This window comes from Rhodopirellula sp. P2, from assembly GCF_028768465.1.
Lineage (GTDB): Bacteria > Planctomycetota > Planctomycetia > Pirellulales > Pirellulaceae > Rhodopirellula.
Genome location: NZ_CP118225.1, coordinates 4,160,132 through 4,186,197, shown reverse-complemented (window position 1 = coordinate 4,186,197; position 26,066 = coordinate 4,160,132). Strand labels below are relative to the sequence as shown.

General features: G+C 56.3%; 17 protein-coding genes. 14 read left to right on the top strand and 3 right to left on the bottom strand.

Going from position 1 to position 26,066, the window contains the following annotated elements:
* Nucleotides 1-26 precede the first annotated feature (26 nt).
* Nucleotides 27-395: a response regulator gene (locus tag PSR62_RS14725; RefSeq protein ID WP_274403759.1), complete on the bottom strand. Its 369-nt coding sequence runs from the start codon at nucleotides 393-395 to the stop codon at nucleotides 27-29.
* Nucleotides 392-2,830 (bottom strand): PAS domain S-box protein, encoded by a 2,439-nt coding sequence (locus tag PSR62_RS14720; protein ID WP_274403758.1) that lies wholly within the window; start codon nucleotides 2,828-2,830, stop codon nucleotides 392-394. The genes PSR62_RS14725 and PSR62_RS14720 overlap by 4 nt, the downstream gene beginning before the upstream one ends.
* A 387-nt stretch (nucleotides 2,831-3,217) precedes the next feature.
* On the opposite strand from PSR62_RS14720, the gene PSR62_RS14715 reads away from it, so the two are divergent.
* From PSR62_RS14715 to PSR62_RS14660, 12 genes are all read left to right on the top strand, one after another.
* Nucleotides 3,218-4,144, top strand: coding sequence for a sigma-54-dependent transcriptional regulator (locus PSR62_RS14715; RefSeq protein WP_274403757.1), 927 nt, complete (start codon nucleotides 3,218-3,220; stop codon nucleotides 4,142-4,144).
* Nucleotides 4,096-4,548, top strand: a complete 453-nt coding sequence (locus tag PSR62_RS14710; RefSeq protein WP_274403756.1) for a helix-turn-helix domain-containing protein — start codon at nucleotides 4,096-4,098, stop codon at nucleotides 4,546-4,548. Before PSR62_RS14715 ends, PSR62_RS14710 begins: the two co-directional genes overlap by 49 nt.
* Nucleotides 4,549-4,733: 185 nt before the next feature.
* Nucleotides 4,734-5,789 (top strand): HlyD family secretion protein, encoded by a 1,056-nt coding sequence (locus PSR62_RS14705; RefSeq protein WP_274403755.1) that lies wholly within the window; start codon nucleotides 4,734-4,736, stop codon nucleotides 5,787-5,789.
* Nucleotides 5,790-5,834: 45 nt separating this feature from the next.
* Nucleotides 5,835-8,576 carry a ribosome-associated ATPase/putative transporter RbbA gene (gene rbbA, locus PSR62_RS14700; protein WP_274403754.1) on the top strand — a complete coding sequence of 914 codons (2,742 nt, stop codon included), beginning with the start codon at nucleotides 5,835-5,837 and terminating at the stop codon, nucleotides 8,574-8,576.
* Nucleotides 8,577-8,589: 13 nt separating this feature from the next.
* Nucleotides 8,590-9,714: an ABC transporter permease gene (locus tag PSR62_RS14695; RefSeq protein WP_274403753.1), complete on the top strand. Its 1,125-nt coding sequence runs from the start codon at nucleotides 8,590-8,592 to the stop codon at nucleotides 9,712-9,714.
* Between the two features lie 363 nt (nucleotides 9,715-10,077).
* Nucleotides 10,078-11,607 (top strand): arylsulfatase, encoded by a 1,530-nt coding sequence (locus PSR62_RS14690; protein ID WP_443217274.1) that lies wholly within the window; start codon nucleotides 10,078-10,080, stop codon nucleotides 11,605-11,607.
* Nucleotides 11,608-11,636: 29 nt separating this feature from the next.
* Nucleotides 11,637-13,064, top strand: coding sequence for a sulfatase family protein (locus tag PSR62_RS14685; protein WP_274403751.1), 1,428 nt, complete (start codon nucleotides 11,637-11,639; stop codon nucleotides 13,062-13,064).
* Nucleotides 13,065-13,107: 43 nt separating this feature from the next.
* Complete coding sequence (locus tag PSR62_RS14680) at nucleotides 13,108-14,709, top strand: sulfatase-like hydrolase/transferase (protein WP_274403750.1); 1,602 nt, start codon at nucleotides 13,108-13,110, stop codon at nucleotides 14,707-14,709.
* Nucleotides 14,710-14,930: 221 nt separating this feature from the next.
* Nucleotides 14,931-18,404, top strand: coding sequence for a PSD1 and planctomycete cytochrome C domain-containing protein (locus PSR62_RS14675; RefSeq protein ID WP_338020080.1), 3,474 nt, complete (start codon nucleotides 14,931-14,933; stop codon nucleotides 18,402-18,404).
* Nucleotides 18,405-18,425: 21 nt separating this feature from the next.
* Nucleotides 18,426-19,847 carry a DUF1501 domain-containing protein gene (locus PSR62_RS14670; RefSeq protein WP_274403747.1) on the top strand — a complete coding sequence of 474 codons (1,422 nt, stop codon included), beginning with the start codon at nucleotides 18,426-18,428 and terminating at the stop codon, nucleotides 19,845-19,847.
* A 95-nt stretch (nucleotides 19,848-19,942) separates the two neighbouring features.
* Complete coding sequence (locus tag PSR62_RS14665; protein ID WP_274403746.1) at nucleotides 19,943-21,109, top strand: alpha/beta hydrolase; 1,167 nt, start codon at nucleotides 19,943-19,945, stop codon at nucleotides 21,107-21,109.
* Between the two features lie 97 nt (nucleotides 21,110-21,206).
* Nucleotides 21,207-22,367, top strand: a complete 1,161-nt coding sequence (locus PSR62_RS14660) for a hypothetical protein (protein WP_274403745.1) — start codon at nucleotides 21,207-21,209, stop codon at nucleotides 22,365-22,367.
* 270 nt (nucleotides 22,368-22,637) lie between these two features.
* Here the strand turns inward: PSR62_RS14660 and PSR62_RS14655 are convergent, their stop codons facing one another.
* Nucleotides 22,638-22,895: a hypothetical protein gene (locus PSR62_RS14655; RefSeq protein WP_274403744.1), complete on the bottom strand. Its 258-nt coding sequence runs from the start codon at nucleotides 22,893-22,895 to the stop codon at nucleotides 22,638-22,640.
* A gap of 466 nt (nucleotides 22,896-23,361) precedes the next feature.
* Between PSR62_RS14655 and PSR62_RS14650 the strand changes: the two genes are divergently transcribed.
* Nucleotides 23,362-24,801, top strand: a complete 1,440-nt coding sequence (locus PSR62_RS14650; protein ID WP_274403743.1) for a hypothetical protein — start codon at nucleotides 23,362-23,364, stop codon at nucleotides 24,799-24,801.
* 569 nt (nucleotides 24,802-25,370) lie between these two features.
* Nucleotides 25,371-26,036 carry a hypothetical protein gene (locus tag PSR62_RS14645; protein WP_274403742.1) on the top strand — a complete coding sequence of 222 codons (666 nt, stop codon included), beginning with the start codon at nucleotides 25,371-25,373 and terminating at the stop codon, nucleotides 26,034-26,036.
* Nucleotides 26,037-26,066 lie beyond the last annotated feature (30 nt).

Genomic DNA, 26,066 nt, shown 5'->3' with positions numbered 1-26,066 from the left:
TTTCAATGAAGTGGTTGTGTGCGTTGCTAAACTCGGACCGCATGCCGAATCGAGGCTTCTAAATCTGCGATGCTGATGGGTTTCACCAAGTAGTCCACAATCCGGGGGTTGCCGCTGGTATCCCCCTTCTCGTGAGAGGAGACGACAATGATCGGCACTGAAATGGAACGTGAAATTTTCTCTGCAGCTGTCAAACCATCCATCTTGGGCATCATCACATCGGTGATGACCAAATCAGGATGCTCCTGTTGGCACAAGGCTACAAGCTGCTGCCCGTCTTCGGCTGCCCCGACGACTTGATGTCCCAAACGGGGCAAGATGGCTTCGAAATATTCACGGATGTCGGATTCGTCATCTGCCACCACAATCCGCAATGAACTGGTTGGAGAACTCATATCTGTTTTCGAGGGATTGCAAGTTCGACACAGGCCCCACCCGTTGAGTTGTTGCGGACTCCGATCGTTCCAAAGTGGGCCATCATGATTCGTTTGGCGATCGCCATTCCCAAGCCCGTTCCTTTGGGTTTGGTTGTAAAAAAGGCATCGAAAAGTTGTGTCTGCTGTTCTTTCGCGAGTCCCGGTCCATTGTCGCAAACCTGGATCAAGAGCGCAGGATCGCCCTCGATGTCACCCTCACGGCACTGAACGGAAATCTCCGTTGGATCCTCGCAGGCAGCCAACGCGTTTTCAAATAGATTGCGAAAAACCTGCTGCATTCGAAATGGATCAATGTCGCAGTTCACATCCACCTTTGTTCCGCCATCCACCTCGGATGACTCCAGAAACGTGACGTCGCGTCCTTTCCATTCCGACTCCAGATTGGCCCAGGTTTGGCGCCACACGCCGGCAACGGAGCAATCGCAAAACTCGAGTTTCAAGGGAGCAGCGTAGCTTCGCAGTTCTTCGAACAGCTGCTTCAAATCGTCCTTGGCGCGTGAGATACGAGCCAGTTCCTTCACCATCTCGGAAGACTCGGGAACGTCAAAACCAAGCATGTCGACTCCGATTTGAATTCGTTGCAACGCGTTGCGACTCTCGTGTGCAATCGCTGACACCATCTCCCCCACCGCCGCCAGCCGTGCTGATTGTATCAGCTTCTCTTGAACCGCTTTCAGCTCCGTGATGTCGTGCCCGACGGCCATGTGCCCCACTGCCTTTCCTTCTCCATCGAGCAACTGAGTGGCATTCCAAAGGATGCTGCGATGCTCGCCTTCCCGGGTCACACAAGACAGTTCGTAGGCTTGCAACGGGTGTCCCTGGTTCACTCGTTTCGCCTCGACGATCACGCTCTCTCTGGATGACTCCTCGACAAACAGCTGATATGGATTCTGTCCCAACGCTTCCTCACTCTGATATCCAAGCACTCGCTCAGCTCCCAAATTCCATTCCGTGATCTTGTCGTCCGGGGAAACACAGACGATCAAGCTGTTGGCTGTTTCGATCACCGATCGGTACCGATGCTCTCGGTCTCGAATCTCGACCGTTGCGGATTCGCGATCCGTCACATCGGTCGCATAGCCTTCCAGCGCAATTGCGTTTCCTTCGTCATCAAAGATCGCCTGACCGTGTTCCCAAATCCAGCGGAGGGAACCATCTCGGTGGGTGATTCGGAATTTGAGTTGATAGGGACGTCGCTCCGCAATCGCTTGCCGGATCTCGCTTCTGACCCGAACGATGTCGCGGGAATCAACCGTCGTGATCCAACAGACCCTTTTTGATTGAAAATCGTCTGCCGAATAGCCGGTGATCGCCTCGATGCCTTCACTGATCAATTCGACGGTGAAATCTTCGTCGATTTGACAGCGAAATGCCGCCCCCAAGAGATTGCTCAACAACATCGAGTGTTGTCGCCGAGTCTCCCGGAGCTCTCGCTCCGAGCGTTTGCTCGATGTCATGTCTTTTTGCACTTCCACGATCTGTGCGATCTTGCCCGCTGCATCGTGAACCGGCGACATGGTCAACGCGACATCGATGAGCTGGCCATCTCGTGTGCAACGAACGGTGCTGAAGTGCTCGATTCGTTCCCCGTTCCGCAATTTTTTTTGATATCCCCTTTGTTCCGATCGGCGATCGTCGGGAACCAACATCTCAATTGACCTGCCGATCGCTTCTCCTTGTGAGTATCCATAAATGCGTTCGGCGGCTGGATTCCAACTTTGAATCACTCCGTTCAGGTCTTTTGAGATGACCACGTCGTCGGTTGAGTTGACGATGGCAGCCAACTGGCGATCCCGTTTTTCACTTCGGTGTCGCTCAATCGCCAACGCGGCGAGCTTCGCACACTCATTGACCAAGACCAAGTCGTCATGCTCAGGGCTTCGCGGCGTTTGATAGTACATCCCGAACGTCCCCAGGATCTCGCCCTCCCCGGAGAGGATCGGCTCGGACCAACAGGCTCTCAATCCCGTCGCGCGGACCAAATCGCGATACGGTTTCCAATTGGGATGAATCAGGAGATCATCGATCACCACTCGCTCTCCCGTGCATGCTGCCCGCCCACAGGATCCCACACGAGGACCAATCTCAAGTCCGTCCATTGCTTTCACGTAGGGATCGGGAAGCGAAACACTGGCGACCAATTGCAACTGCTGCGCTTGCCGGTCGAGCAACATCACTGAACCCAGCATGCCCTCTCGTGATTCCTCCGCCAATTCAACCAGTTTTGTCAGCGTGGTCTCCAGCGAATCGCCTCGCAGCAAATCCTCGAGGATCCTTGAGTGACGTTCCATTTTCAAACCAGGCAACTGAACCTCGTCCGACAATGGTGTTTGGTTGAGAGCCTCGAGGGACGGACGGGTCATGCAATGAACAGTGGTGGAGGATCTGGACATGGGACAAATCAGGGACGGTCCGGATGACGTCACGACGATAGAGACGATGACTCGCTCCCGAACGCACTGGATTGCGTTGGAAACACTCGTCGTGAGCGGTTCGGTTCGCAGTTTGCGTACCCACCTCAATGAAAAACGGCTCCACTCGCGTTTCCCAATCAATCGCCCGGCAATTCACCCCCGGCAGGTTCGCAAGAGTCAAACCGTATTTGCCGTCTTCACGCTGGACAAGGCTCCGCCGTGCCGCCAAGACGGCCCCCAATGGGCTCCACCAAAATCAACAATCATTTCTGCAGACCGGCGTTGTCAGGCTGCGTTCGGACCGCCAAGTGTGCACGGGCGACCACCCGGTGTGCCCATCCGGCCACATTTCAAGAAAGCCATTCGATGAACGAAACACTCAGCATCCTGTTTGTCGACGACGAAGAAGACTTCGGCGAAGGCTGCGCACGCTGGTTCGAGCGAAAGGGTTATCGAGTGGCCCAATCGATCAGCGGCCAAGACGGCATTGATCTGTGCGGCCACCACGATTTCGACATCGCGATCCTCGATTGGAACATGCCAGGTCTGAGCGGACTGGAACTGGTTCAGCGGATGCGCGAGTCCAATCCCGACACGGAAATCATTGTGTTGACTGGCGAAGGCACGATCCACAACGCCGTCGAATCAATGCGGCTAGGCGTGTTTGACTTTCAGACCAAACCATTTCCAATGGGCGAACTGGAACGTCGCTGCCTGGCCGCCTTCGAACGTCGAAAACTCCGGAAAGAAAACACTCAACTTCGCGAGGTGATCACGCGTTCGACGAAGAAGACAAGGGGAATGATTGGCCGCTCGACGCCGATGCAAAAACTGATGTCGTTGATCGACCGTGTCGCTCCCACCGAAAAATCTGTTTTGATCCAGGGCGAGAGCGGCACGGGCAAAGAATTGGTCGCCGCCGCGATTCACACGGGTAGCTCGCGATCCGACAAACCGTTGGTGACGGTCAACTGCGCTGCCTTGCCTGAACAATTGGTCGAGAGCGAATTGTTCGGACACGAAAAGGGATCGTTCACGGGCGCCACCGCGATGAAACCAGGCCTGTTCGAGGTCGCCGACGGCAGCACGTTGTTCATCGATGAAATCGGCGAAATGCCGTTGACGTTGCAACCCAAACTGCTGCGTGTGTTGGAGGACGGATCACTCCGGCGAATTGGATCCGCAAAGGAGCGCCGCGTGGATGTCCGCATTGTCACCGCCACCAACCGAACATGGAAGAAGAAGTGGCTGAGGGACGCTTTCGCGAAGATTTGTATTACCGAATCAACGTGATGTCCTTGGAACTTCCACCGCTGCGTCACCGCGGGGAGGACGTCGAATTGTTGGTCCGGCACTTCCTGGGCAACGAATTCGAACTGGACGAAGAAGCGATGGCAGCTTTGTTGGCCTATCCATGGCCGGGCAATGTCCGGCAACTGATCAACGTGATCGAACGCGCGAAAATCCTGGCGGACGATCAACTGCTCACCATGGAAGATCTCCCCAAGGAATTGCAGCGGGCCCCAATCGATTGCGATGCTCCCTTGGAACTGGCGGGATCATTGCAGGTCCTGCAGCGGGACCACATCACCGAAGTGTTGCTGCGTGAAAACGGCAACAAATCCAAAACCGCTCGCGTCCTCGGCATCGAACGGCGGAAGTTGTACCGGATGATGAAATCACATGGGATCAGTTGAAAATCCCACTTGCTTCGCGTCCCATTCGCACACCTGCAAGCGTGCACTCTGGCGATTGTGCACACTCGCCAGTGTGCACCCTCGGCGCAATGCGTGCAAACAACGAGCAATCTCCTCGAAAACAATCATGGCCTTGAATTTGCGTTGAATGAGGCATCCCCCCCTCCATTCAAACGACAACTCAAATGTTCAAACGTCTTCTCCTGTCGTTCCTGATTGTCGCAGTCGGTGTCGGTGGTTGGGTCTGGTGGCGAACCGAACGCGCCACACAAATCGCCAATGCCTTGCCGCCAGAAATCGTGCTGGGCAATGGCCGCATCGAGGCGGTCCAGGTGGATGTCGCGGCCAAGTACGCAGGGCGTGTGTCTGAGATCACCGTTCACGAAGGCGACATGGTCAAGCCAGGCCAAACGCTCGTCAAACTCGACACGGCTGAACTGAGAGCCACGATGGCCAAAGCGAAAGCACAACGAGCAGAGGCCGTCGAGTCACTCGCAGAAGCCGAGGCTGAAATCGTCCGCTACGAAAGCGAACTGTTGTTGGCTGACAGAAATTTGCAACGCACCGCCAAACTGGTTGATCAAAACGCGGCATCGCAAGAAGAGTACGACACACGCAAGAGCCAGCTTGATTCGGCCAAAGCAATCCTGAAGGTCGCCCAGGCACATCGCCGCACGTCGCAACGAGCCATCGAGGCGGTCGATGCCGAAATCGAACGCATTCAAACCCAAATCGATGACTTCACGTTGACTTCCACGGTCGAGGGTCGTGTGCTGTATCGACTCGCAGAGGAGGGGGAGGTTGTCTCGGCTGGTGGCAAGGTGCTGACCTTGCTCGACCTGAGCGACATCTACATGGAAATCTTTTTGCCCTCCGAGTACACGTCTCAACTCTCGATTCACGCGGACGCTCGCATCGCACTCGACTTCGCCCCGCAATACACCATTCCAGCGACTGTGAGTTTTGTTTCGCCGGAGGCCCAGTTCACGCCCAAACAAGTCGAGACGATGAAGGAACGCGACAAACTCATGTTTCGCGTGAAGGTTCAAATCCCGCGTGAACTGGTCAAGAAACACATCGAGAAGGTCAAGACCGGGGTCCGAGGAGTGGCCTACGTGAAGTTGGATCCCAATGTTCCTTGGCCGGAAAGATTGAGTCAGCGATTTCCGCAGGCAATTGAGTTCGACAAAAAATCGTTCGAAGAAGCGATGTCGGACAAAGCAACGGAACCCTCCTCATGATCTCGGCAGGTGATAACGCCGAAAGGCGAATGATGGTGTGCGGCCATGACTGACACCAAAATCACCGCCGTGTCTCATCGTTACCGAAAGACGGTTGCGCTCGATCATGTTTCGTTGGTGCTCCCCGCTGGAAAGATGGTGGGACTGATTGGGCCCGATGGCGTTGGCAAATCGACGTTGATGGGACTGATCGCCGGCGCCAAACAAATTCAAACGGGCCAGGTCGAAGTGCTCGGTGGCTCGATGCAAGATCGCAATCACCGGCGAGCCGTCTGTCCCCGCGTGGCCTACATGCCGCAGGGCTTGGGCAAGAATCTTTATGCGGAGCTGTCGGTCGCGGAAAACCTCCATTTCTTTGGAAGACTGTTCGGACAGGGCCGACACGAACGCAATCAACGCATCGCCCGTTTGCTGAAAGCGACAGGCCTGGATCCGTTCCACGATCGTCCGGCCGGAAAATTGTCGGGCGGCATGAAACAGAAACTCGGCCTGTGCTGCGCTCTCATCCATGATCCCGACTTGCTGATCCTGGATGAACCCACCACGGGAGTCGATCCGCTCTCACGGGAGCAGTTCTGGAGTTTGATCGACGAGATTCGTGAGCAACGCAGCGGGATGAGCGTCTGCGTCTCCACGGCATACATGGAAGAAGCCGACCGATTCGATTGGCTGGTCGCCATGAACGCCGGCAAAGTGTTGGCGGAAGGCACCCCGAAACAGCTCAAAGGCGACTCGGCATCCACGTTGGAAGAAGCCTTCATCCAACTGCTGCCTGAAAATGAACGGGGTGATTCCGAACCATTGGTTATCCCGCATCTGGAAAACAAAGGCGGAGCACCAGCAATTGTCGCGGAAGGTTTGACTCGGCGGTTCGGTCTGTTCACCGCCGTGGATCATGTCAGCTTCGAGATCACACGTGGCGAGATCTTTGGCTTCCTCGGATCCAACGGTTGCGGCAAAACCACCACGATGAAGATGTTGACCGGACTGCTGCCCGCTACCGAAGGAACCGCCAAACTGTTCGGCAAAGTGGTTGACGCACACAATTTGGAAACGCGGCGCCGGGTGGGCTACATGTCCCAGGCGTTTTCGCTCTACGAAGAACTGTCTGTCCGTCAAAACCTCCTGTTGCATGCACGGCTGTTCGCAATCGACGGCAAGACCCAACGCGTCGACGAACTGGCCGAACGTTTTGGATTGGTCAAAGAACTGGACCAATCCGCAGGTTCCTTGCCGCTCGGTGTTCGCCAACGACTCTCGTTGGCCGTTGCGATTTTGCACCGTCCCGAGATGTTGATCCTGGATGAACCGACGTCTGGAGTCGATCCGGTCGCTCGAGACAGCTTCTGGCGTCTGCTAGTGGACCTTTCCCGTCGCGATCAAGTCACCATCTTTGTCTCCACCCACTTCATGAACGAGGCGATGCGGTGCGATCGCATCTCGCTGATGCACGCCGGAAAAGTTCTCGCATGCGACACACCACAACAACTGATCGACGCTCGCGGCGAACAAACCCTCGACCGCGCCTTTGTCGGGTACATCCAAGACGCCGCGAACGAACCTCCAACATCCAATGCGAGCCCCCCTCGTTCACCAACACCTGACGTGAGCCAGGTGGTGACTTCTACCACGGAACTCCACGCACCACCGCGTCAACGAAGTTTCAGCCCCCGCCGGCTGCTCGCCTATTCCTACCGCGAGACACTGGAAGTCATGCGAGATCCAATTCGGCTCGGATTCGCACTGGTTGGATCGGTGCTGTTGATGCTGGTCCTCGGGTTTGGAATGACCACCGATGTGGAAGACCTCCGCTACGCCGTTCTGGACCTCGACCAAACACCGCAGAGCCGTGACTACATCCAAAGCTTCTCAGGATCACGGTACTTCATCGAGCAACCGCCGATTCGAAACAACCAGGAACTCCAATCGCGTCTGGTTTCCGGTGACGTTTCATTGGCCATCGAGATCCCGCCTGACTACGGCAGGAAATTGCTTCGAGGCGATTCCCCCGAGATCTCGGCCTGGATCGATGGAGCGATGCCGTTTCGCGCCGAAACCATCGTGGGGTACACCCAAGGCGTTCACCTGAACTACCTCCAGGACCTCGCCAGAAAGACGATGGGCAGCACACCAAAATTGACGTTCGCCGATTTGGAATTGCGGTACCAATACAACCCGGGTTTCGAGAGCATCAATGCGATGGTCCCCAGCGTTCCTGCCATGCTGCTGGTCCTGATCCCAGCCATCTTGATGGCGGTGAGCGTCGCCAAAGAAAAGGAACTGGGGTCGATCACCAATTTCTATGTCACGCCAACCACACGCATTGAATTCTTGATCGGAAAGCAACTGCCCTACATTGCGATCGCAATGATCAATTTTGCCCTGCTGACTTGGATGGGCATCCACGTCTTTGGCGTGCCCATGAAAGGCAGCCTCGCGACATTGACTCTGGGGGCATTGTTTTACGTGATGGCGACCACGGGGTTGGGGCTGGTCACGTCGTGCTTCACCAGCAGCCAAGTGGCGGCTGTTTTCGCGACCGCCATCATCGCGATGATGCCCACCGTCCAGTTCTCCGGCATGATGCAACCGGTGTCCACACTCAGCGGCAGCGCTCAATTGATTGGATCGCTGTGGCCAACCACCTACTTCATGCGAATGAGCGTCGGCGCATTCACGAAAGGACTCGGCTGGCAGGACTTGTCCCCGGACCTCTGGACGCTCGTTGCGTTCTCGCCTGTGTTCCTGCTGGTCAGTGCCATTCTGCTCCGCAAACAAGAAGTGTAAATGGCCCCCAATCATGCGAACCCTGCGAAATATTTTCTGGCTCACCTTCAAAGAGTTGCGCAGCCTGCGTCACGACAAGATGCTGATCGCGCTGCTGCTCTTTGCGTTGACATTCAGCGTCTACAGCCAAGCGACAGGCATTTCGACGGAGGTCCATCACGCATCGATTGGGATCGTCGACGAAGACCGAACGACGTTGTCACATCGCATCGCCGCCGCTTTCTTTCCGCCCTACTTCAACGAGCCAGTCATCATCGCGGCCGCGGAAGTGGAACCGCTGATGAACAAAGACAAGTTGATGTTCGTCATCAATATCCCAGCCGGTTTTGAATCGGATGCGATCGCGGGCCGGCATCCCGAGATCCAAGTCAACATCGACGCCACCGCTGTGATGCAAGCCAACATCGGCGCGACTTACATCCAGAACATCGTCAACAGTGAAATCAATCGCTTTGTCAGCGGCACCGATGAATCCATCGAGTTGCCCGCCCGCTTGGTCGCGCGACGAGCATTCAATCCCAATGGCGATCCGACCTGGTTTTCTGGAATCACAGCGATCATCGACCAAGTCACCTTGCTGACCATCGTGCTGACAGGTGCCGCCTTGATTCGCGAACGAGAGCACGGCACGATCGAGCACTTGCTGGTCATGCCATTGACCTCGTTTGACATTGCCGTCTCAAAGGTCTGTGCCAACGGATTGGTGATTCTGCTGGCCGTGATGCTGTCTCTTTGGTTGGTCGTCGAAACGCTATTGGAGGTGCCGATAGCAGGGTCCCGCCTGCTGTTGCTCAGCGGCATCGCTTTGTACTTGTTCTTCGCCACCGCGATGGGAATCTTTTTGGGAACGCTCTCGGGATCCATGGCCCAGTTCGCGTTGCTGGTGCTCTTGACCGTTCTGCCGCTCCAAATGCTCTCGGGAGCCATCACGCCGATCGAAAGCCAACCGGATTGGTTGCAACCGATCACCTACTTCTTCCCCTCTCGGCACTTCGTTGGTTTTTCTCAGTCGATCGTCTTTCGAGGCGCGACGCTGAAAGACGTCTGCGAACAATTTGTGGCCACCGCTGCTCTGGGAATGACCTGCTTTCTGGCCAGCCTCGCCCTCTTCCGCCGCTCCATTGCGACCAGCAAATGAGCGACGGTTGGCAAGACCGCCATCCTCCCTGCGATTGCCTCGACTTCTCGTCATTGCAACGGTCGCAAAAACTTTCGTCGCCCAAACCGACTAAAATCGATTCCATTCGGACACAAGCCCCACAGCACCGACGTGGGGCGATGACAATGGCCTCTCTCGCGATATGCTGAATGTCGCTGAAATCCAAGCCGCGCCGCTTAGAAAACGGCATCGGGACAAGGAACAGGACGGGTCGCATTGGATACTCCTGGACTCGCTTTTCCCGTCGCTTCCAAGATTGCAAAACCGAACCGCTCGATGCCCAAACGAGACAATCTCCCCAAGCGTCTCGCTTCCTGCATCCACCACGAACCGAAAACGATCATGAGAACATTCCTTGTCCTGCTCGCCTTGTTCTATTGCCCCCCAACGGTTCAAGCCGACGCCCCTCCCAACGTGATCCTGATCTTTGCGGACGACCTCGGCCCTGGAATGCTCGGATGCTACGGGCAGCAAGTGATCACGACGCCCAACATCGACCGCTTGGCTCGCGAAGGCATGAAGTTCACCAACTACTACGGTGGCGTCTACTGCGCGCCCGCCAGGTGGACTTTATTGACGGGCATGCATGACGGACGCCTCGGAGGTTGGGCGCAGAATCGTGCCGGACTACCGATCTGGCGGGACGCGGGACAGATCACCGAAGAGGACTATCAAAAACGATTGGCGAAACACAAAGCCAACTCGAATCCGATCGCTGAGGAGGAAGTGTTCCTCGCTCAGGTCGCACAAAATGCAGGGTACCAAACGGCACAGTTCGGCAAACTGGATCGAGGCTTTTTAACTTGGCACGAACGCGTCAAACGTTTTGGCTGGGATTTCTATGAAGGCTATTACGACCACCAACGCTGCCATGGATTCTATCCGCCTTATCTCTGGCGAAACGGAGAGAAGTTTGAACTGCCAGGCAACACACTGGCAGACTGTGGCAAAACCAGCGAGCAAGGGGATGAACCGGTTGGCTATGGTGGCGAAACCTATTCGCAAAACGTTTTCATCAAAGGCATCTTGAAGTACCTGCGCGCCAATCACGACCGACCGTTTTTTCTCTATCACCCCACTCAACTGCCGCACGGTCCCGTTGCGATTCCCGAACTGCATCCTGATTTCGCCGATCACCCCACGATGTCATTGGCGGAAAAGAAGTACGCGTCGATGGTCAAGATGCTGGACGATCACGTCGGCTTGATCATGAACGAACTGGTCACTTTGGGGATCGATGACAACACCGTGGTTCTGTTCGCATCCGACAATGGGCATGAACTCTACTACGGTCCCAAACCGAGCTACAAGACGCAGAAACTGCCCAACGGCGAGCCCGCCAATTTGACCGACAAGAAATGGCGAACGTCCGAATGCGGCGACATCTTTGACGGTGCCGGCGGCCGGGCAGGACTCAAACGCAGCGGTTATCAAGGCGGGATGCAATGCCCGATGATCGTCCGCTGGCCAGGGAAAATCTCGCCCGGCACCGAGGCTGATCTGCTGAGTTCGCACTACGACTTTCTTGCCACCTTGGCTGACATCGTTGGGGAAGAACAGCCCAGGGGCAAAGACGGGATCTCGTACTTGCCCACCCTCCTTGGACAACCACAAACTCAGCAGCATGACTTCATCGTCGTCAACAACCGTTTCACAACCATGGGCAGCCGCGCGTTGATCACACGGGAAGGATTCAAACTCGTCGAGGCGGACCGAAAAGGAGGTGTTTATCAGCTCTACAACATCTCCACCGACAATGAGGAACGAATCGATCTGGCGTCCGGATTCCCCGAGAAGGTCGAGCAACTGAAACAAATCTTGAAACGAGAAATCGATTCGCCACGGCCCGACCTTCTGCCCAAGAACCATTGAGCCTTCCAACGCAAAGTCGCCAGAGCATCATGATCCTTACCGCACGAGCAATCGCCTTCGGAGTTTTGACATTGGTGGCCAGTTCCACCGTCGCTGACAATCCTCCCAACATCATCCTCTGCATGTCAGACGATCAGGGCTGGGGTGACACGGGCTACAACGGGCATCCGCACCTGAAAACGCCTCACCTGGATCAAATGGCAAAGGAAGGCGTGACGTTCACACGGTTCTACGCCGCGGCCGCGATGTGCTCGCCCACGCGTGCGAGTTGCTACACCGGTCGCAATCCGTACCGATTCGGCGTGACCTTTGCAATGAAAGGCATGTTGGAACCCACCGAAATCCCCATCACCACGGTGCTCAAGGAGCACGGGTACACCACCGGGCATTTCGGCAAATGGCATCTGGGTACCCTGTCCAAAACGATTGGCGATCAAAAACGCTGGGGGACATTTGCCGAGCAACCCGAACGATACCACTGCCCGCCCTGGGAGCGTGATGTGGATGTTTGTTTTGTCACGGAATCCAAGGTCCCGACTTGGAATCCCTTGATCGATCCAGGCCCAATCAATCGGAGACCGAGCAGTGCGAACGAAACCAAGCAACCGTCTCCTCAAGACCAACCTTACGGCAACGATTACTTCACAGGCCCCAACCAAACCGCCAAGGAAAACACGCACGGCGACGATTCGCGAGTGTTGATGGACCGCGCGATCCCATTCATTCGCGATGCGGCTCGAAAGCAACAACCATTCTTCGCCGCGGTGTGGTTTCACACGCCTCACTCACCCGTCGTGGGCGGCCCCGAATACCGCCGAATGTATCGCGAACATCCCGAACCCACACAACATTACTACGCGTGTTTGACCGCCATGGATGAACAACTCGGACGCCTCCGAGCCGAACTCCAAGCACTGGGTGTGGCCGACAACACGATGCTCTTTTTCTGCTCGGACAACGGCCCCGCGAGGCAGGGTTCACCTCGGCACGTGGGGTCGGCCAAGGATTTGAAGGGTTTCAAACTTTCGATCAACGAAGGTGGCATTCGTGTGCCCGGTTTGCTGGTCTGGCCCGACAAAGTGAAATCCGCACGCACGGTGCATGCGCCTTGCATCACGTCGGACTACTTCCCGACTATCCTGGATGCACTTGAAATCGAGTTGCCTGCCGACCGCACTTATGATGGAACCAGCCTGCTGCCTTTCGTGACTGGGCAGCAGCAGATCAGACAAAAACCATTGGGATTTCTCAATCGCGATGGCAAGGAAGCCGTCTGGATGGAGCAACGCTACAAGCTGATCTCGACCGCAAAGGGTGACAAGCTCTACGACATCATCGAGGATCCGAGCGAGTCAACGGACTTGGCAAACCAACAAGCGGACGTCGTGAAACGCATGCAAGCAGAACTGTCCCATTGGAAAGCAAATGTGATGGCAGAACTGAAACGCGTGCCCTGAAGACAAACTCCAAACACACCTGCTTCGCCCGCCAGAGATCTCCATGAATTTGCTGCTTCGCTGTCTGATTGTCTGCTCGCTTCTTTGTGCGAGCACCGCCGCACAATCGTCCGAACGCCCGAACATCATCCTGATCCTTGCGGATGACATGGGGCCCGGCGAACCTTCTCATGCCGGCGGGCTGATCCCGACACCGGCACTCGATCAACTGGCCGAGCAAGGCATGCGATTCACCGACGCGCACACCAGTTCCTCCGTCTGCACGCCGACTCGCTATGGGATCCTCACAGGACGCTACAACTGGCGTAGCCGACTGAAACGCGGGGTCCTGGTGGCCGCTGATTCACCGGCCTTGATGGACCCCAAGCGTTTGAGCCTTCCGACGTTCCTGCAACAGGCCGGCTATCACACCGCTTGCATTGGCAAGTGGCACCTGGGAGCGGACTTTGCCCCCGCCCCTGCTCAAGCAAACTCGACTCGCAAAGCACAATTCGGTTCTTGGAACATCGACTACGAAAAGCCTTTTCGCAACGGCCCAGTCGATGTTGGATTCGATGAGGCGTTCTTCATTCTCTCATCCTTGGACATGCCACCGTACGTCTATCTTCGCAATGATCAAGCGGAAAAAACGCCCACGCTCGAACGGGGTTTCCCGCACAACGAGTACAACGACTTCGAACGAATTGGCGCGACCGCAGATGACTTTGACGCCAGCGAATGCTTGGCCAATTGGGCCGCCGAATCTCGCCGGTACATTCAACGCCAAGCCACCCAAGGTTCGAAAACGCCCTTCTTCCTGTACCTGCCTTTGACTTCCCCGCACACACCGATTCGCCCAGGAAAAGCATTTCGCGGACGCTACCAACAATACAGCTGGTACGCCGATTTCATTGCGGAGACCGATTGGGTTGTCGGCCAAGTGCTCGAGCAACTTCAAGAATCGGGAATCGACCAAGAAACGCTGGTGATCTTCACTTCCGACAACGGTTTCGCGCCCTATGTCAAAATCCCCAAGATGCTGGCTGCGGGCTACCATCCCTCAGGCCCTTACCGAGGATCCAAGGGGTCGCTCTATGAAGGCGGCCACCGCGTGCCGTTTCTGGTGCGTTGGCCAGGTCACGTGGCCCCCGGAAGTTCCTCTGACACGACCATCTGCACCACCGATTTCTTCGCGACCTTTGCCGAGATCCTCGGTGAATCCGAAGCGATTCCCGAAAACGCCGCCGAGGACTCCTTCTCCTTCGCCTCCAGTATGCAGGGGAAGGCAACTCCAACCCGCCCCCAAACCATCCACCATTCACTCTCAGGAAAATTCGCCATTCGAAAAGACAACTGGAAGCTGATTCTGACCACCGACGGCGGTGGAGGTTGGGATGGATTGAGTAACCAAGCGGTCGTTTCCACCCCCGCGAAAACGGTGCAACTCTACGACCTCGAGGCTGATCCGGGTGAGACACGAAACTTGGAAGACACCCACCCCGAGAAGATCAACGAGTTGGTCCAGGAACTCGCCCAAGCGTTCGCGAATGGGCGCACCACGCCAGGGTCTGCACAAGCCAACGAGGGTTGGCCCTACCTGCATCAACCAACGATGAAACAGTTCCCTGCATTGGCGGAACCAAACCAAGCTGCCACCACCGAATGATCGGTGCGGCAATCGTCAGCGATCTCGAACTCGCAAGACCTCTGATCGTCTCGAACAACAGACGCTCTGACGACCTCTGTGCCCCTTGGTTCTTTCTAAGTTGAGTCGGTCGGGAACCATTCCTGCCCCCTGACACGATACAATGAGGTCCCCCCTCCAACTTCGTCGCTGCCCCCCAGGCGACCAAGTTCCCGCCACACGAATTGATCGAACGACTTCCGATGGAGAGATTTGCCTCCCAATCGTACTTCCTTCGCCTGCTGATGCGCCAGCCCTGGACATGCTTGACTGTCGCGATCTTTGCATGCCTTGCATTTTGCTTCATGGGTCCAACCCAAGCAGATGATCAGAGCGACCGTTTTTTCGAGTCCGAGATTCGACCAATTCTGGTCGAGCACTGCATCGCTTGTCATGGAGAGAGTGAACAGAGCGGGGGCTTGCGATTGGATTCGCAACCAGCGTTGATTCAGGGGGGCGAATCCGGGCCAATCGCCGGTGCTGACACCACCGACAGCCTGCTTCTTGAAGCCGTCCGGCGAAGCGACAACATCGCAATGCCGCCAGACCAGCCGCTCGATCCACCGCAGGTTGCCGCGATCGCAGAGTGGGTTGGCATGGGCATGCCCTGGCCTGAAAGTTCGTCGCAGTTGCAATCGGCGGCCATGGAAAACGCCAAGGACCACTGGGCGTTTCAAAGTGTCAAGAATCCGCCTGTGCCTGATATCGAAGAGACCTCCACTTCGACTCACTCGCCCTCAGCGAATGTCGAGCAAAGCAAGGGGAGGGCCAAACAACACCCCAGCACCAACCCCATCGACGCATTCGTCTCCCGCAAACTCGCTGAAGCGGGACTGGCTTCTTCGCCCGAGTCCGACCGACGGACCTTGATCCGACGATTGTCGTTCACGCTCACGGGTCTGCCACCAAGCTCCGCCGATGTTGAACAGTTCGTTGCGTCATCATCCTCGGATGCCTATCCAGACTTGGTGGATCGTTACCTTGCCTCGAAGCAATACGGCGAACACTGGGCTCGTCATTGGCTGGACGTGGCACGTTATTCCGACACCAAAGGATACGTCTACGCGCGTGAAGAACGTTTTTGGGTGCACGCTTGGCGTTATCGAGACTGGGTCGTCAACGCTCTGAACCAAGACATGGCCTACGACCGTTTCCTGCTATTGCAATTGGCGGCCGATCAAGTCGAATCCAAACGCCAGGAAGACTTGGCCGCCATGGGCTTCTTGACCGTTGGCCGGCGATTCTTGGGTGTCAATCGAGACATCATTGACGACCGCATCGATGTGGTGACTCGTGGCACACTGGGGCTGACGGTCAGTTGTGCTCGTTGCCACGATCACAAATACGATCCGATCCCCACCGCCGATTACTACTCGCTGTATGGAGTCTTCAACAGCTGCGAGGAACAGTTGGTCTCGCTGGATCGTTCCGCGGCGTCAGAATCCGAAGCAGACGACGCTTTCGACGCAGAGTTGCATCAACGCGAAACGGCGTTCCAACAGAAGCTGCAATCCAGTCGTGACGAAGCATCCCAGCGTGCCCGCAGCCGGGTTCGTGATTATTTGCACGCTCAAACGGAATTGGACAAGTACCCTCCCAAGGGGTTCGATCAGATCTTCGAGGCCTCTGATCTACTGCCGGCATTTGTACGACGTTGGGAGGCATACCTGCGAACAGCAGATCGCCAGCGTGATCCAGTGTTTGTGCCGTGGCATCTGTTCTCTCAACTGCCAGCAGACCAATTCGCAGAACAAGCACGGTCGGTATGCGACGCCATCACTGCGGCGACACCTGTGCAGATCAATCCTCGCGTTGCTGCCCTCTTTGAGACGCCACCAACCGACTTCATCGAGGTCATCAATCGCTACGGCCAGTTGCTGGCTGAGGTCGCTGCCGACGAGCCGAACCAGAACGATCCTGCCGAGCAACAACTTTGGCAGGTGATGTTCGGTCCCGCTTCCCCCAGCCAGGTTCCCGACGAAGGAATCGTCCATACCGAAATCTACTTTGACAGCAGCACGACGACCGCGCTGTGGAAACTGCAAGGCGAGATCGACCGCTGGTTGATTCGCCCCTCGCAACCTCCTGGTTATGCATTGATTTTGAAAGACCGTCCGGTTCCATCGGAACCTCGGATCTTTCGACGCGGCAACATCCTGACGCAAGGCGACAATGTTTCGCGGCAATTTCTTGCTGTGCTGTCACCCCCGGACCGCCAACCATTCCAAGTTGGTAGCGGGCGTCTAGAACTTGCCCGGAACATCATCGACGAGTCCAACCCGCTGACTGCTCGGGTGATCGTCAATCGCGTCTGGGCGCATCACTTCGGGGCTGGTTTGGTCACGACGCCCAGCGACTTTGGATTGCGAGCCGAACGACCGTCGCACCCGGAACTGCTGGACTGGCTGACTCACTGGTTCGTCCAGGAAGGCTGGAGTCTCAAGAAGCTGCATCGTCTGATTTTGACGTCCTCCGCATTTCGCCAATCGTCTTTCGGACCAAGCAGTGAGGCTGAACTGCAACGAGCCTTGGAGGTTGATCCAGAAAACCGTTTGCTGTGGCGAATGAATTCGCGGCGTCTGACCTTCGAACAATTTCGCGATTCAATGCTCGCGGCGACCGGTGAAATCGATCTGCGGACCGGTGGCAAACCCACAGATCTTTTCCAAGACACTTCCAACGTACGACGCACGCTGTACGGGTTGGTGGATCGTCAGTTCTTGCCCGCGATTCTGCGAGTGTTCGACTTTGCCAACCCTGACTTGCATGTGCCCCGCCGCAGCCAGACCACGGTGCCGCAGCAAGCTTTGTTCTTCATGAACCATCCGCTTGTTCTGAAACGATCTCAGCAACTGGCCTCCGTTTGCCGCGAAGGTGCTGAGCCTCGTCAAGCAATCGAACAAATGTTTCAGCGAGTGCTGCAGCGTGCTGCAACCGAAGCGGAGGTGACCGACGCGTTGCAAGTCGCTTCCCAAGCCGCGACGGAAAGCACTCCCGTTCGACCGACGGTCGCTGACTGGTCGTATGGGCACGGGAAATATGACGAGGAAGTCCAACGTGTCCCGGACTTCAAATCGCTTCCGCATTTCACTGGCCAGAGCTGGCAGGGTGGTCCAAGTTGGCCGGACGGCAAACTCGGTTGGGTGCAGTTGTCCGCAGTCGGCGGGCACCCCGGCAACACTCGAAGCACCGCGAGTGTCCGCCGCTGGACGGCACCCGACAAGATGACGGTTCGAATCGAATCCGAACTCCGCCACCAAGTCGCTGCCGGCGATGGAGTGCGTGGTTTCATTGTCAGCTCGGAACAAGGTCAGCTTGGTGCCGCCAAGGTTCACCAGTCGTCGGCCATTTTGAATGCCCAGGCAATCGAAGTGCAGAAAGGCGAGACGATTGATTTTGTGGTCGACATCGACTCGGTTTTGAACAGCGACCAATTCCTCTGGAAAGCGACGATCACGGACGTGACCGAGACAGTGACGGTTACGGCAGGGCCCGGAAAGGCATCTGTTAAAGCGTCTGATCGATCACCCGATAGCGAGACAAAAACCGAGGCTGGCGATGCCACCGTTTGGAATTCGGAAGCTGACTTTCCAACCAACGCGGCAAACCGACTGACGCCGCTGGAGCAGTTGGCTCAGATTCTGTTTTGTTCCAACGAATTCTTGTTTGTGGATTGAATAGGCAACGACACGATGAACATGAAACACTCGACGACCATCGATCCTCTGCGGGGCCGAATCCAATCGCCACTCAGCCGACGCGACATGCTGCTGAGTTCCGGCATGGGACTGGGGGCACTGGGGCTCAGCAGTGTCTTGGCAGACGACAGCGGCTTGAATGGCAGTGCGGCCGGGCCGCACTTTGGTGGGAAAGCCAAGCGAGTGATTCAGTTCTTTTTGAACGGCGGCCCCTCGCATGTCGATACATTCGATCCCAAACCCGCCTTGCAGAAATATGCCGGCCAGCGACTTGGCGAAACCCTGACAACCGAACGCAAGACGGGAGCGGCCTTTCCATCGCCCTTCCAGTTTCAACGCTATGGCGAGTCAGGCATCGAAGTCAGCGAACTGTTTTCAAAGACAGCCGAGCACATCGACGACATCGCCGTGATCCGATCCATGTACGCTCAAGTGCCCAACCATGAGCCATCGCTGATGCTGATGAATTGCGGCGACTCCGTCCAGACGCGGCCCAGTGCTGGGGCTTGGGTGCTGTACGGCCTGGGTGCGGAGAACAAGAACCTGCCCGGTTTCATCGCCATGTGTCCAGGTGGTCTGCCGATCAAGGACGCGGAGAACTGGCAGTCGGCCTTTCTTCCCGGTTCGTTTCAAGGCACACACATCGACACTCAGCACACCCAGTTGAGTCGATTGATCGAGAACATCGAACACCCCCAGATCAGCACGCCCGACCAGAAACGTCAGTTGGAACTGTTGGCGAAGTGGAATCGCCAGCATCAAACCCCGCGTTTGGACCAGCGTTTGGAATCCAGAATCCAGTCCTACGAACTGGCGTTTCGAATGCAGACCGAGGCCAGTGACGCGTTCGACATCGCCAGTGAGACACAGCACACACGGGAGCGATACGGTGACACCGTGCACGGACGTCAGACGTTGATCGCGCGACGGTTGGCGGAACGCGGCGTTCGATACATTCAATTGTGGCACGGGGCCGGCCAACCCTGGGACAATCACGAAAACATCGCCGACAATCATCGCAAACTCGCGGGCGAAATTGATCAACCGATCGCCGCCTTGCTGAGCGATCTCAAATCACGCGGCATGTTGGACGAAACCTTGGTCGTCTGGGGAGGCGAATTCGGACGCACGCCAACCGTGGAACTGACCGGTGCTGGTGCCTCGAAACTGGGGCGTGACCACAACCACTACGGATTCAGCGTGTGGATGGCTGGAGGCGGCATCAAGGGCGGAACGGTCTACGGGTCGACCGACGAATTCGGTTTCAAGGCCGAAGAGAATCCAACCAGTGTGCACGACCTGCACGCGACGATGTTGTACGCCCTCGGTCTCGACCATGAAAAACTGACCTACCGCTACTCCGGCCGAGACTTCCGCCTCACCGACGTCCACGGAAACGTCCTCCACGACATCCTCGCCTAGCACCTCTTCCGGATGGTGCCACCCACCAAAATCGAGCGATTCGATTCAGCCGCGATCGGCGAGCGACAGAGCCGGTTTACCACTTGGAGATTGCAATGCACGCGAAATACTTTTGGCTTGGTGCTCTTGCTTGGGCCAGTGTGTTGGTTGTTGCGACTGGCAATGTGAGTGCCGATGACCAATCGGCTGACCAAACGCAATTACAACACTCGGACCTGTCCCTGTACCGAACCGCCGACGGCAAACTCAAACCGATCCAGTCGATTGCCGACTGGATGCTCCGTCGCCAGCAAATCATCGCGGGGGCTGAATTGGCAATGGGACCGTTGCCGCAAACCGAAGCTATGCCTGCGTTTGACACTCGAATCACAGAAGACGTTTGGATGGGGAAAGTGCGTCGATTGACAATGACGATGGCTGTCGACGACTCAGATCGCCTGCCATTGGATCTGTATCTACCCAGCTCAGTTGCACAGCTCGTTAACGTAAACGCGTTAACGAACGCCATTCATTCACCCAAACTGGCAGCCGTTGTCGCCCTGCATCCCACGGGGGCGGCTGGGAAACGGATCGTTGCCGGCCAGGGTGGTCGACCGGGTCGACAATATGGAATCGAGCTTGCACAGCGTGGCTATGTGGTCATTGCGCCAGACTACCCGTCCTTTGGCGAATACGCCGACTATGACTTCAAACGCGACAATTTTGCATCGGGCACCATGAAAGCCATCGTCAATCATCGGCGATGCGTCGACTACCTTGCTGACCTGCCGTTCGTTGATTCCGAACGCATCGGAGCGATAGGCCATTCACTTGGGGGTCACAACGCCATTTTCATGGGAGTGTTTGACCAACGAGTCAAGGTGATGGTCTCCAGTTGTGGCTGGTGTCCATTTCAGGACTACTATGGCGGGCAAATCGGGGGCTGGGCCAGTGAACGGTACATGCCCCGCCTGAGAGACAAGTTTCAGTTGGCCCCTGACAACGTTCCGTTTGATTTCTATGAACTAGTCGCCGCGCTGGCACCACGAACCTTTGTATCGGTCTCCCCCACTCACGACGCAAATTTCGACATTCGCGGCGTACGCAAGGCGATCCCGGTGGCTGCCCAAATCTATTCTTTGTTTGACTCCCGCGAAGAGTTGATCCTGTTGACTCCAGACTGCGAGCACGATTTTCCGAAAGACATGCGAATGAAATCTTATTCCATCATCGATCGTGTTCTCCAGCACAAGCCCATCGAGATTGAACCTGCGACCAACTGATTCGCCCCTCCAATTGGTGCCAGCCACCCTAATTTGACTTTCCTGATGCGATGCATACGATGCTTTTGTCTTGCCAATCCCACTGGAGAGCAGAGCGATGCCGCGGCCTCAGCGAAGCGAACAGTTTGATCCCAGCGAAGTGGGGATCGTGCACGTGGTCCAGCGATGTGTGCGACGCGCCTTTCTTGCAGGTGTCGACCAGGCGACCGGCAAGGATTTCTCGTTCCGCAGGGAATGGATTCGCCGGCGGATGGAAGCTCTGGCTTCGGTGTTCGCGGTCGATGTGCTTTCGTACGCGGTGTTGAGCAATCACATGCATCAGATTCTCCGCAACCGGCCGGATGTCTGTGCTCAATGGAGCGACGAGGAAGTTGCGATTCGCTGGCTGCGTGTGTTCCCCGGTCGACGCCTCGAAGAACACTTGGCCGAGCCGACTGAAAACGATGTGCAAATGCTGGTTCGCAACAAAGAGCGGCTGACTGAAATCCGTCGCCGCTTGTCAGACATCTCTTGGTACATGAGAGCCTTGGCCGAACCCATTGCCCGACTGGCAAACAAACAGGACGAGTGCACCGGCAGATTCTGGGAAGGTCGCTTCAAAGCACAGAAAATCGTCGACGAGGCAGGCTTGCTCGCCTGCAGCATGTACGTCGATCTGAATCCGGTCCGCGCAGCGCTGACGGCGACTCCCGAGACCAGCCCGCACACCAGTGCCTACGACCGGATCGAAGCTCGCAAGGGCGAACGAATCCCTTCGGCCGCCTTTGATCTGAAACCAATTCCGACGGAAGAAGCCGGACGAGAAATTCGAGAAACGCCGGTCGAAGTTCTTCAGGAAAAACGCAGGGCGAAGCGACGCAATCCAACCGGGAAACGGATCCGGCGAGATGAATGGCTGAGTCCTCTGACGTTGAGCGAAACCAAACTGTCCACCGAACCGCAAGTCCACACGAAAGGCCTCCGCAGCAGCGATCGCGGATTCTTGAACATCCGCTGGAGCGATTACAAACGGTTGCTGGACTGGACCGCGGCGCAACCGATTGCCTGCCGAGCGGCTGAACTGCCCAAGCGTCTCGCCCAAACGCTCTCGGAAGTCGGAATCGACGCTTCGATGTGGCGAGACTTGGTGTGGGACTGGCAGAAATACTTTGGCAAAACCAGCTGCATCGGTCGCCCTGAATCGCTGAAAGCGGACGCAGAACGAACGGGCCGCCATCACCACCGCGGCCAGGTCCAAGCCGCAGCCTGCTTTGCCTGAGCAGCAAGGTCAAAGCACGCGTCATCCTTCGCAGTGGTGCAAGGGGCGACGGAACAGTTGGGGACAACTGCTCTACTCTGCTGCGCTCAATCGATCGCACTCACGAGGCCGGCGTCTCCGAGAAGTCAATCAAGCTCGCAAAATGACATCAAGACAGCGGAAGTCGCCCTCAATCAGCCCCGGAACAAGCCAAGGTTTCAGGTCATCCAAATCGGGAAGGTGGCTGGCACCTTACGGGAAGAGCAAAGCCGCTTGGAAAAGAATCCCCCTCTAATCCCTGCGTTTTGCGGCTTCAATCAGGGCATCAATTTCCAAAACATGCGAATGCGGTAGGCGATTCCGCCGATATTTGTTGCTGATGATTTCGTGCAGGGTCTCAAGATCATCCAGCGGAATGGCGGGAAACGTGGTCCACTCGGTTTCCGACTTGAGTCGAGACCGAAGTTGCCATTTCCCGGCATGTCGCGTCACAGTGACCAGACGCCTCTCGCCTTCGTCAGTGGTCTCGTACCATTCGTGTTTCTTCATGAATCACCGAGCTGAAAGGCCTGCGACTCAAAACTTCTGTCGCAAGCGTGAGATGAACTGCAAAGAGAATTCGCAGAAGTAACAGACAAATCCTGGATCCACCGAGTGATGGCAACGGAGCACCAACAAAGATGCTCGTAACACAGTCCCCGGTTTCACTTCGCGTAAGCCGTGGTCACGGATGCACATCGCTCTCTCTGCCGCCGAAAAGGATATCAATCTGCGGCTTCAATGGATAGCCATTCCCTGCACGAGACCCGCAGGCCAATCACCGAGAGATGCACACTCCAATTTGAGCGACGGAAATTGATTTCAGCGGAGACTATCGCGTTTCGGTTGGTGGGTGGCACCGTTCAGGGGAGGAGCGGCTGACGTGAAGCGTTTCGGGGCGTGATAGAATCAGACGTGACGGCAAGCCGTGTTGTGCCTGCCGTGAGCGAACACAGGGTCCCCCGGAGTCTTCGACGTGAATCAGAACCAAGCTTCCATCGATCAGGATCGACGTCAGTTCCTTCACGCTTCGGCTTGGGGCGCCGTCGCGACAACCGTTGCCGGCATGGGAATGCCCCGCGTTGCATCCGCCGAAACACAGGGGAGCAATGCGGCCGTTCCCTTGCCAACCCGACCAGCGAACGTCCACGTGCTGATGCCACGCGATCGGGTGCCGTTGTCGTTCATCATCGATGATTCGACGTGCCTGGTGAACATGGGCCATTTTTGCAATCCCCAATTCGCGGCCGCTTGGCCCAATCGCACGGAGTATCAAAAACCATGGAAGTCATGGCCGCGTGAGATCCCCGATGCCTTCGTCCGTCAGTTCGGAGAGTGGTGTGCAGAACACGGGGTGAAAGGCAAGTACAGCATCGTTCCGAATCCGGCCTGCGTCGGCTGGCTCGATCGTGAACTGCCGGGGTGGTCGCGATCCGAATTGCAGTCCAGCTTGAAACTGGTCCGTGAGTTGATGCTCCCCAACTGGGACGTCCATCCGGAGATGATCACACACACTCGCGTGATCGATCTGAAGACCGGCAAGCCGATGGAAAAGATCAACGCCGCAACCATGGAAAATTCGTACCCGCAGGAAAAGAAAAGCGTGGACGAATTGGCCGCCTACCTAGCCTATGCACTTCGGATTCTCAAAAACTGTGACCTCCCCTGCGAAGGTGTCACCACTCCCGGCGGATTTGGAAATGCGGTGAAAAGCGAATTGCCCCTCGCGGTCGACCAAGCGGTTCGTGATGTCTACGGAGTCGAGTTGCCTCACTACTTCAAATACGTCATTTCAGGCGACGAGAGCACGGAACCCCAACTGGAAAATGTGCGGGGAATCGGAACCGACGACGTGCAACTGACAGTGAACGTGCCCGCAGGAACAGGCGATTGGTTTGGCGGATGGCAAGGCGACTCTCTCTCGGAACCTGATCGTTACTGCAATGCCGCTGCGACCAGCGGCCGGATGGTCGAACTGATTCAACGAAGGCAACCTGCGGTCATGCTCTGTCATTGGCAGGGAATGTTCAGCAATGGTAGCCAAGAAGGCTTCCGCTCCTTCCAGCGAGTCGTGCAGTCGCTGGCGTCACAATTCAACGACGATACGATTTGGATGAAGGTCAGTGAGATGGCTCGTTACTGGGCTGCCAAGCAACTGACCGAGATTGAATCCGTTGGCGACCAACTCACCCTCCGGGCCCCCTTCGCAACGGAGAAGTTCACCTTGCAAGTCGACGGCGCATCGGGACCAGTCAGCATCCAACAAGGAAGCGAGCGAACCGTGCTGAAAGAAGCAACCGACCGGTCGACACTGAATGCAGGAACATGGATCTCCGATGGCAAGACTCTCGTCGCTTGCTTTGACTTGCCCAAAGGAACAACCCAAGTCCTGCTCGGTCAGAAGCCTTCGGACTGAATCCCAGAGTCTCTCAATGCGATCAAACGAAAGGCAATTCTCTGTCGCAAGCTTGCTCGTTCTCGCTGGAATCTGCGCGGCACTGATTGCATTGTCGCGACACCAACCATTGTGGTTGCCATTGGCATTCCCGTTGACCCTTGGTCCATTCGTCGCGTTTCATAAAACGCCGACGAGGTGGGCGTTGTTGATGGGGGTGTTGTCTTCGTCGTTCTGGTCATTCGTCGCGATTGTTCCCTATTTCATCTTCGGGAGTGCCTTCATTTGGGCAAGCATGTTTTGGAACGAACGCTTGCTGACCCAATCCCTGGTTGTCTCAACAACGACTTTCTATTTTCTTGCGGTTTCGGTAGTGGGAGGGTATCTTGGCGGTGTCGCTGCTGGACCGGAATGAGTTTCGCCTTCGCCGAGCATCTGGGTTGGGCGAATCAATGCATGATCCAAAGTACATGCGAGCACCACTTCCACTGTTGTCCAGGCGAACGGAATACGACGCACTTCCATTCCAAATTGGGGAGACATCGTCCGATTCGACTGGCACATCACACTGAATCCGCAAGCCACCTTTCATGAAACGCACCCTGCTAATTCTTGCCGTCCTGGCCTGCTCGACACGCCCCGGAACTTCGCAAGATGCGTTTGAAGCGAATGCGTTTGAATCAGACGTCGCGAAAACTGCGATTGCCAAGTTTGACGAACGGTTGCAATTTCTGGACCGGAAACTCAAAGAGCAGATATCACTTGCTCAAGTGACCTTGCGAAGCGATCTTGAGGCAGCTCTTTCCACGGTCGTCGACGAGAAAGACTTTGCAGAAGCAAATCGCATCTCGGCTCTCCTGGATCGCAAGTTGGATTCGTTCGTCGAGCGGCGAACAAAAACACGCTCCCAGGCAGAAGATGCTCCCGACGAAGACAAGCAGCTGATTGCCAACTTGAAGGAACAAATTGCCGAGTTGAAAGCAAAACAAAAAACTCCAGAACCGCCGGACCCAGTGGTGGGACGCTGGGACTACGGCAACGGAAACGTTTGCGACTACACCCCAGATGGTCTCGTCGTTCTCCGCGGCAAGCCCATCGGACTTTGGGCCAAGGTGGGCAACAAGCAGTACCTTGTCGCGTTTCTTCGCAATTTTGCAGATGGTTCGTCAGAAGAAATCATGCTTCATCCCGATGGAAAACACGCGACGTCGGTCGGAAGCAAATCGAGCGTCCAACTCACCCGAATCGAGAAATAGGCCGCGGCGAAACGGCAAGTTGACTCCATC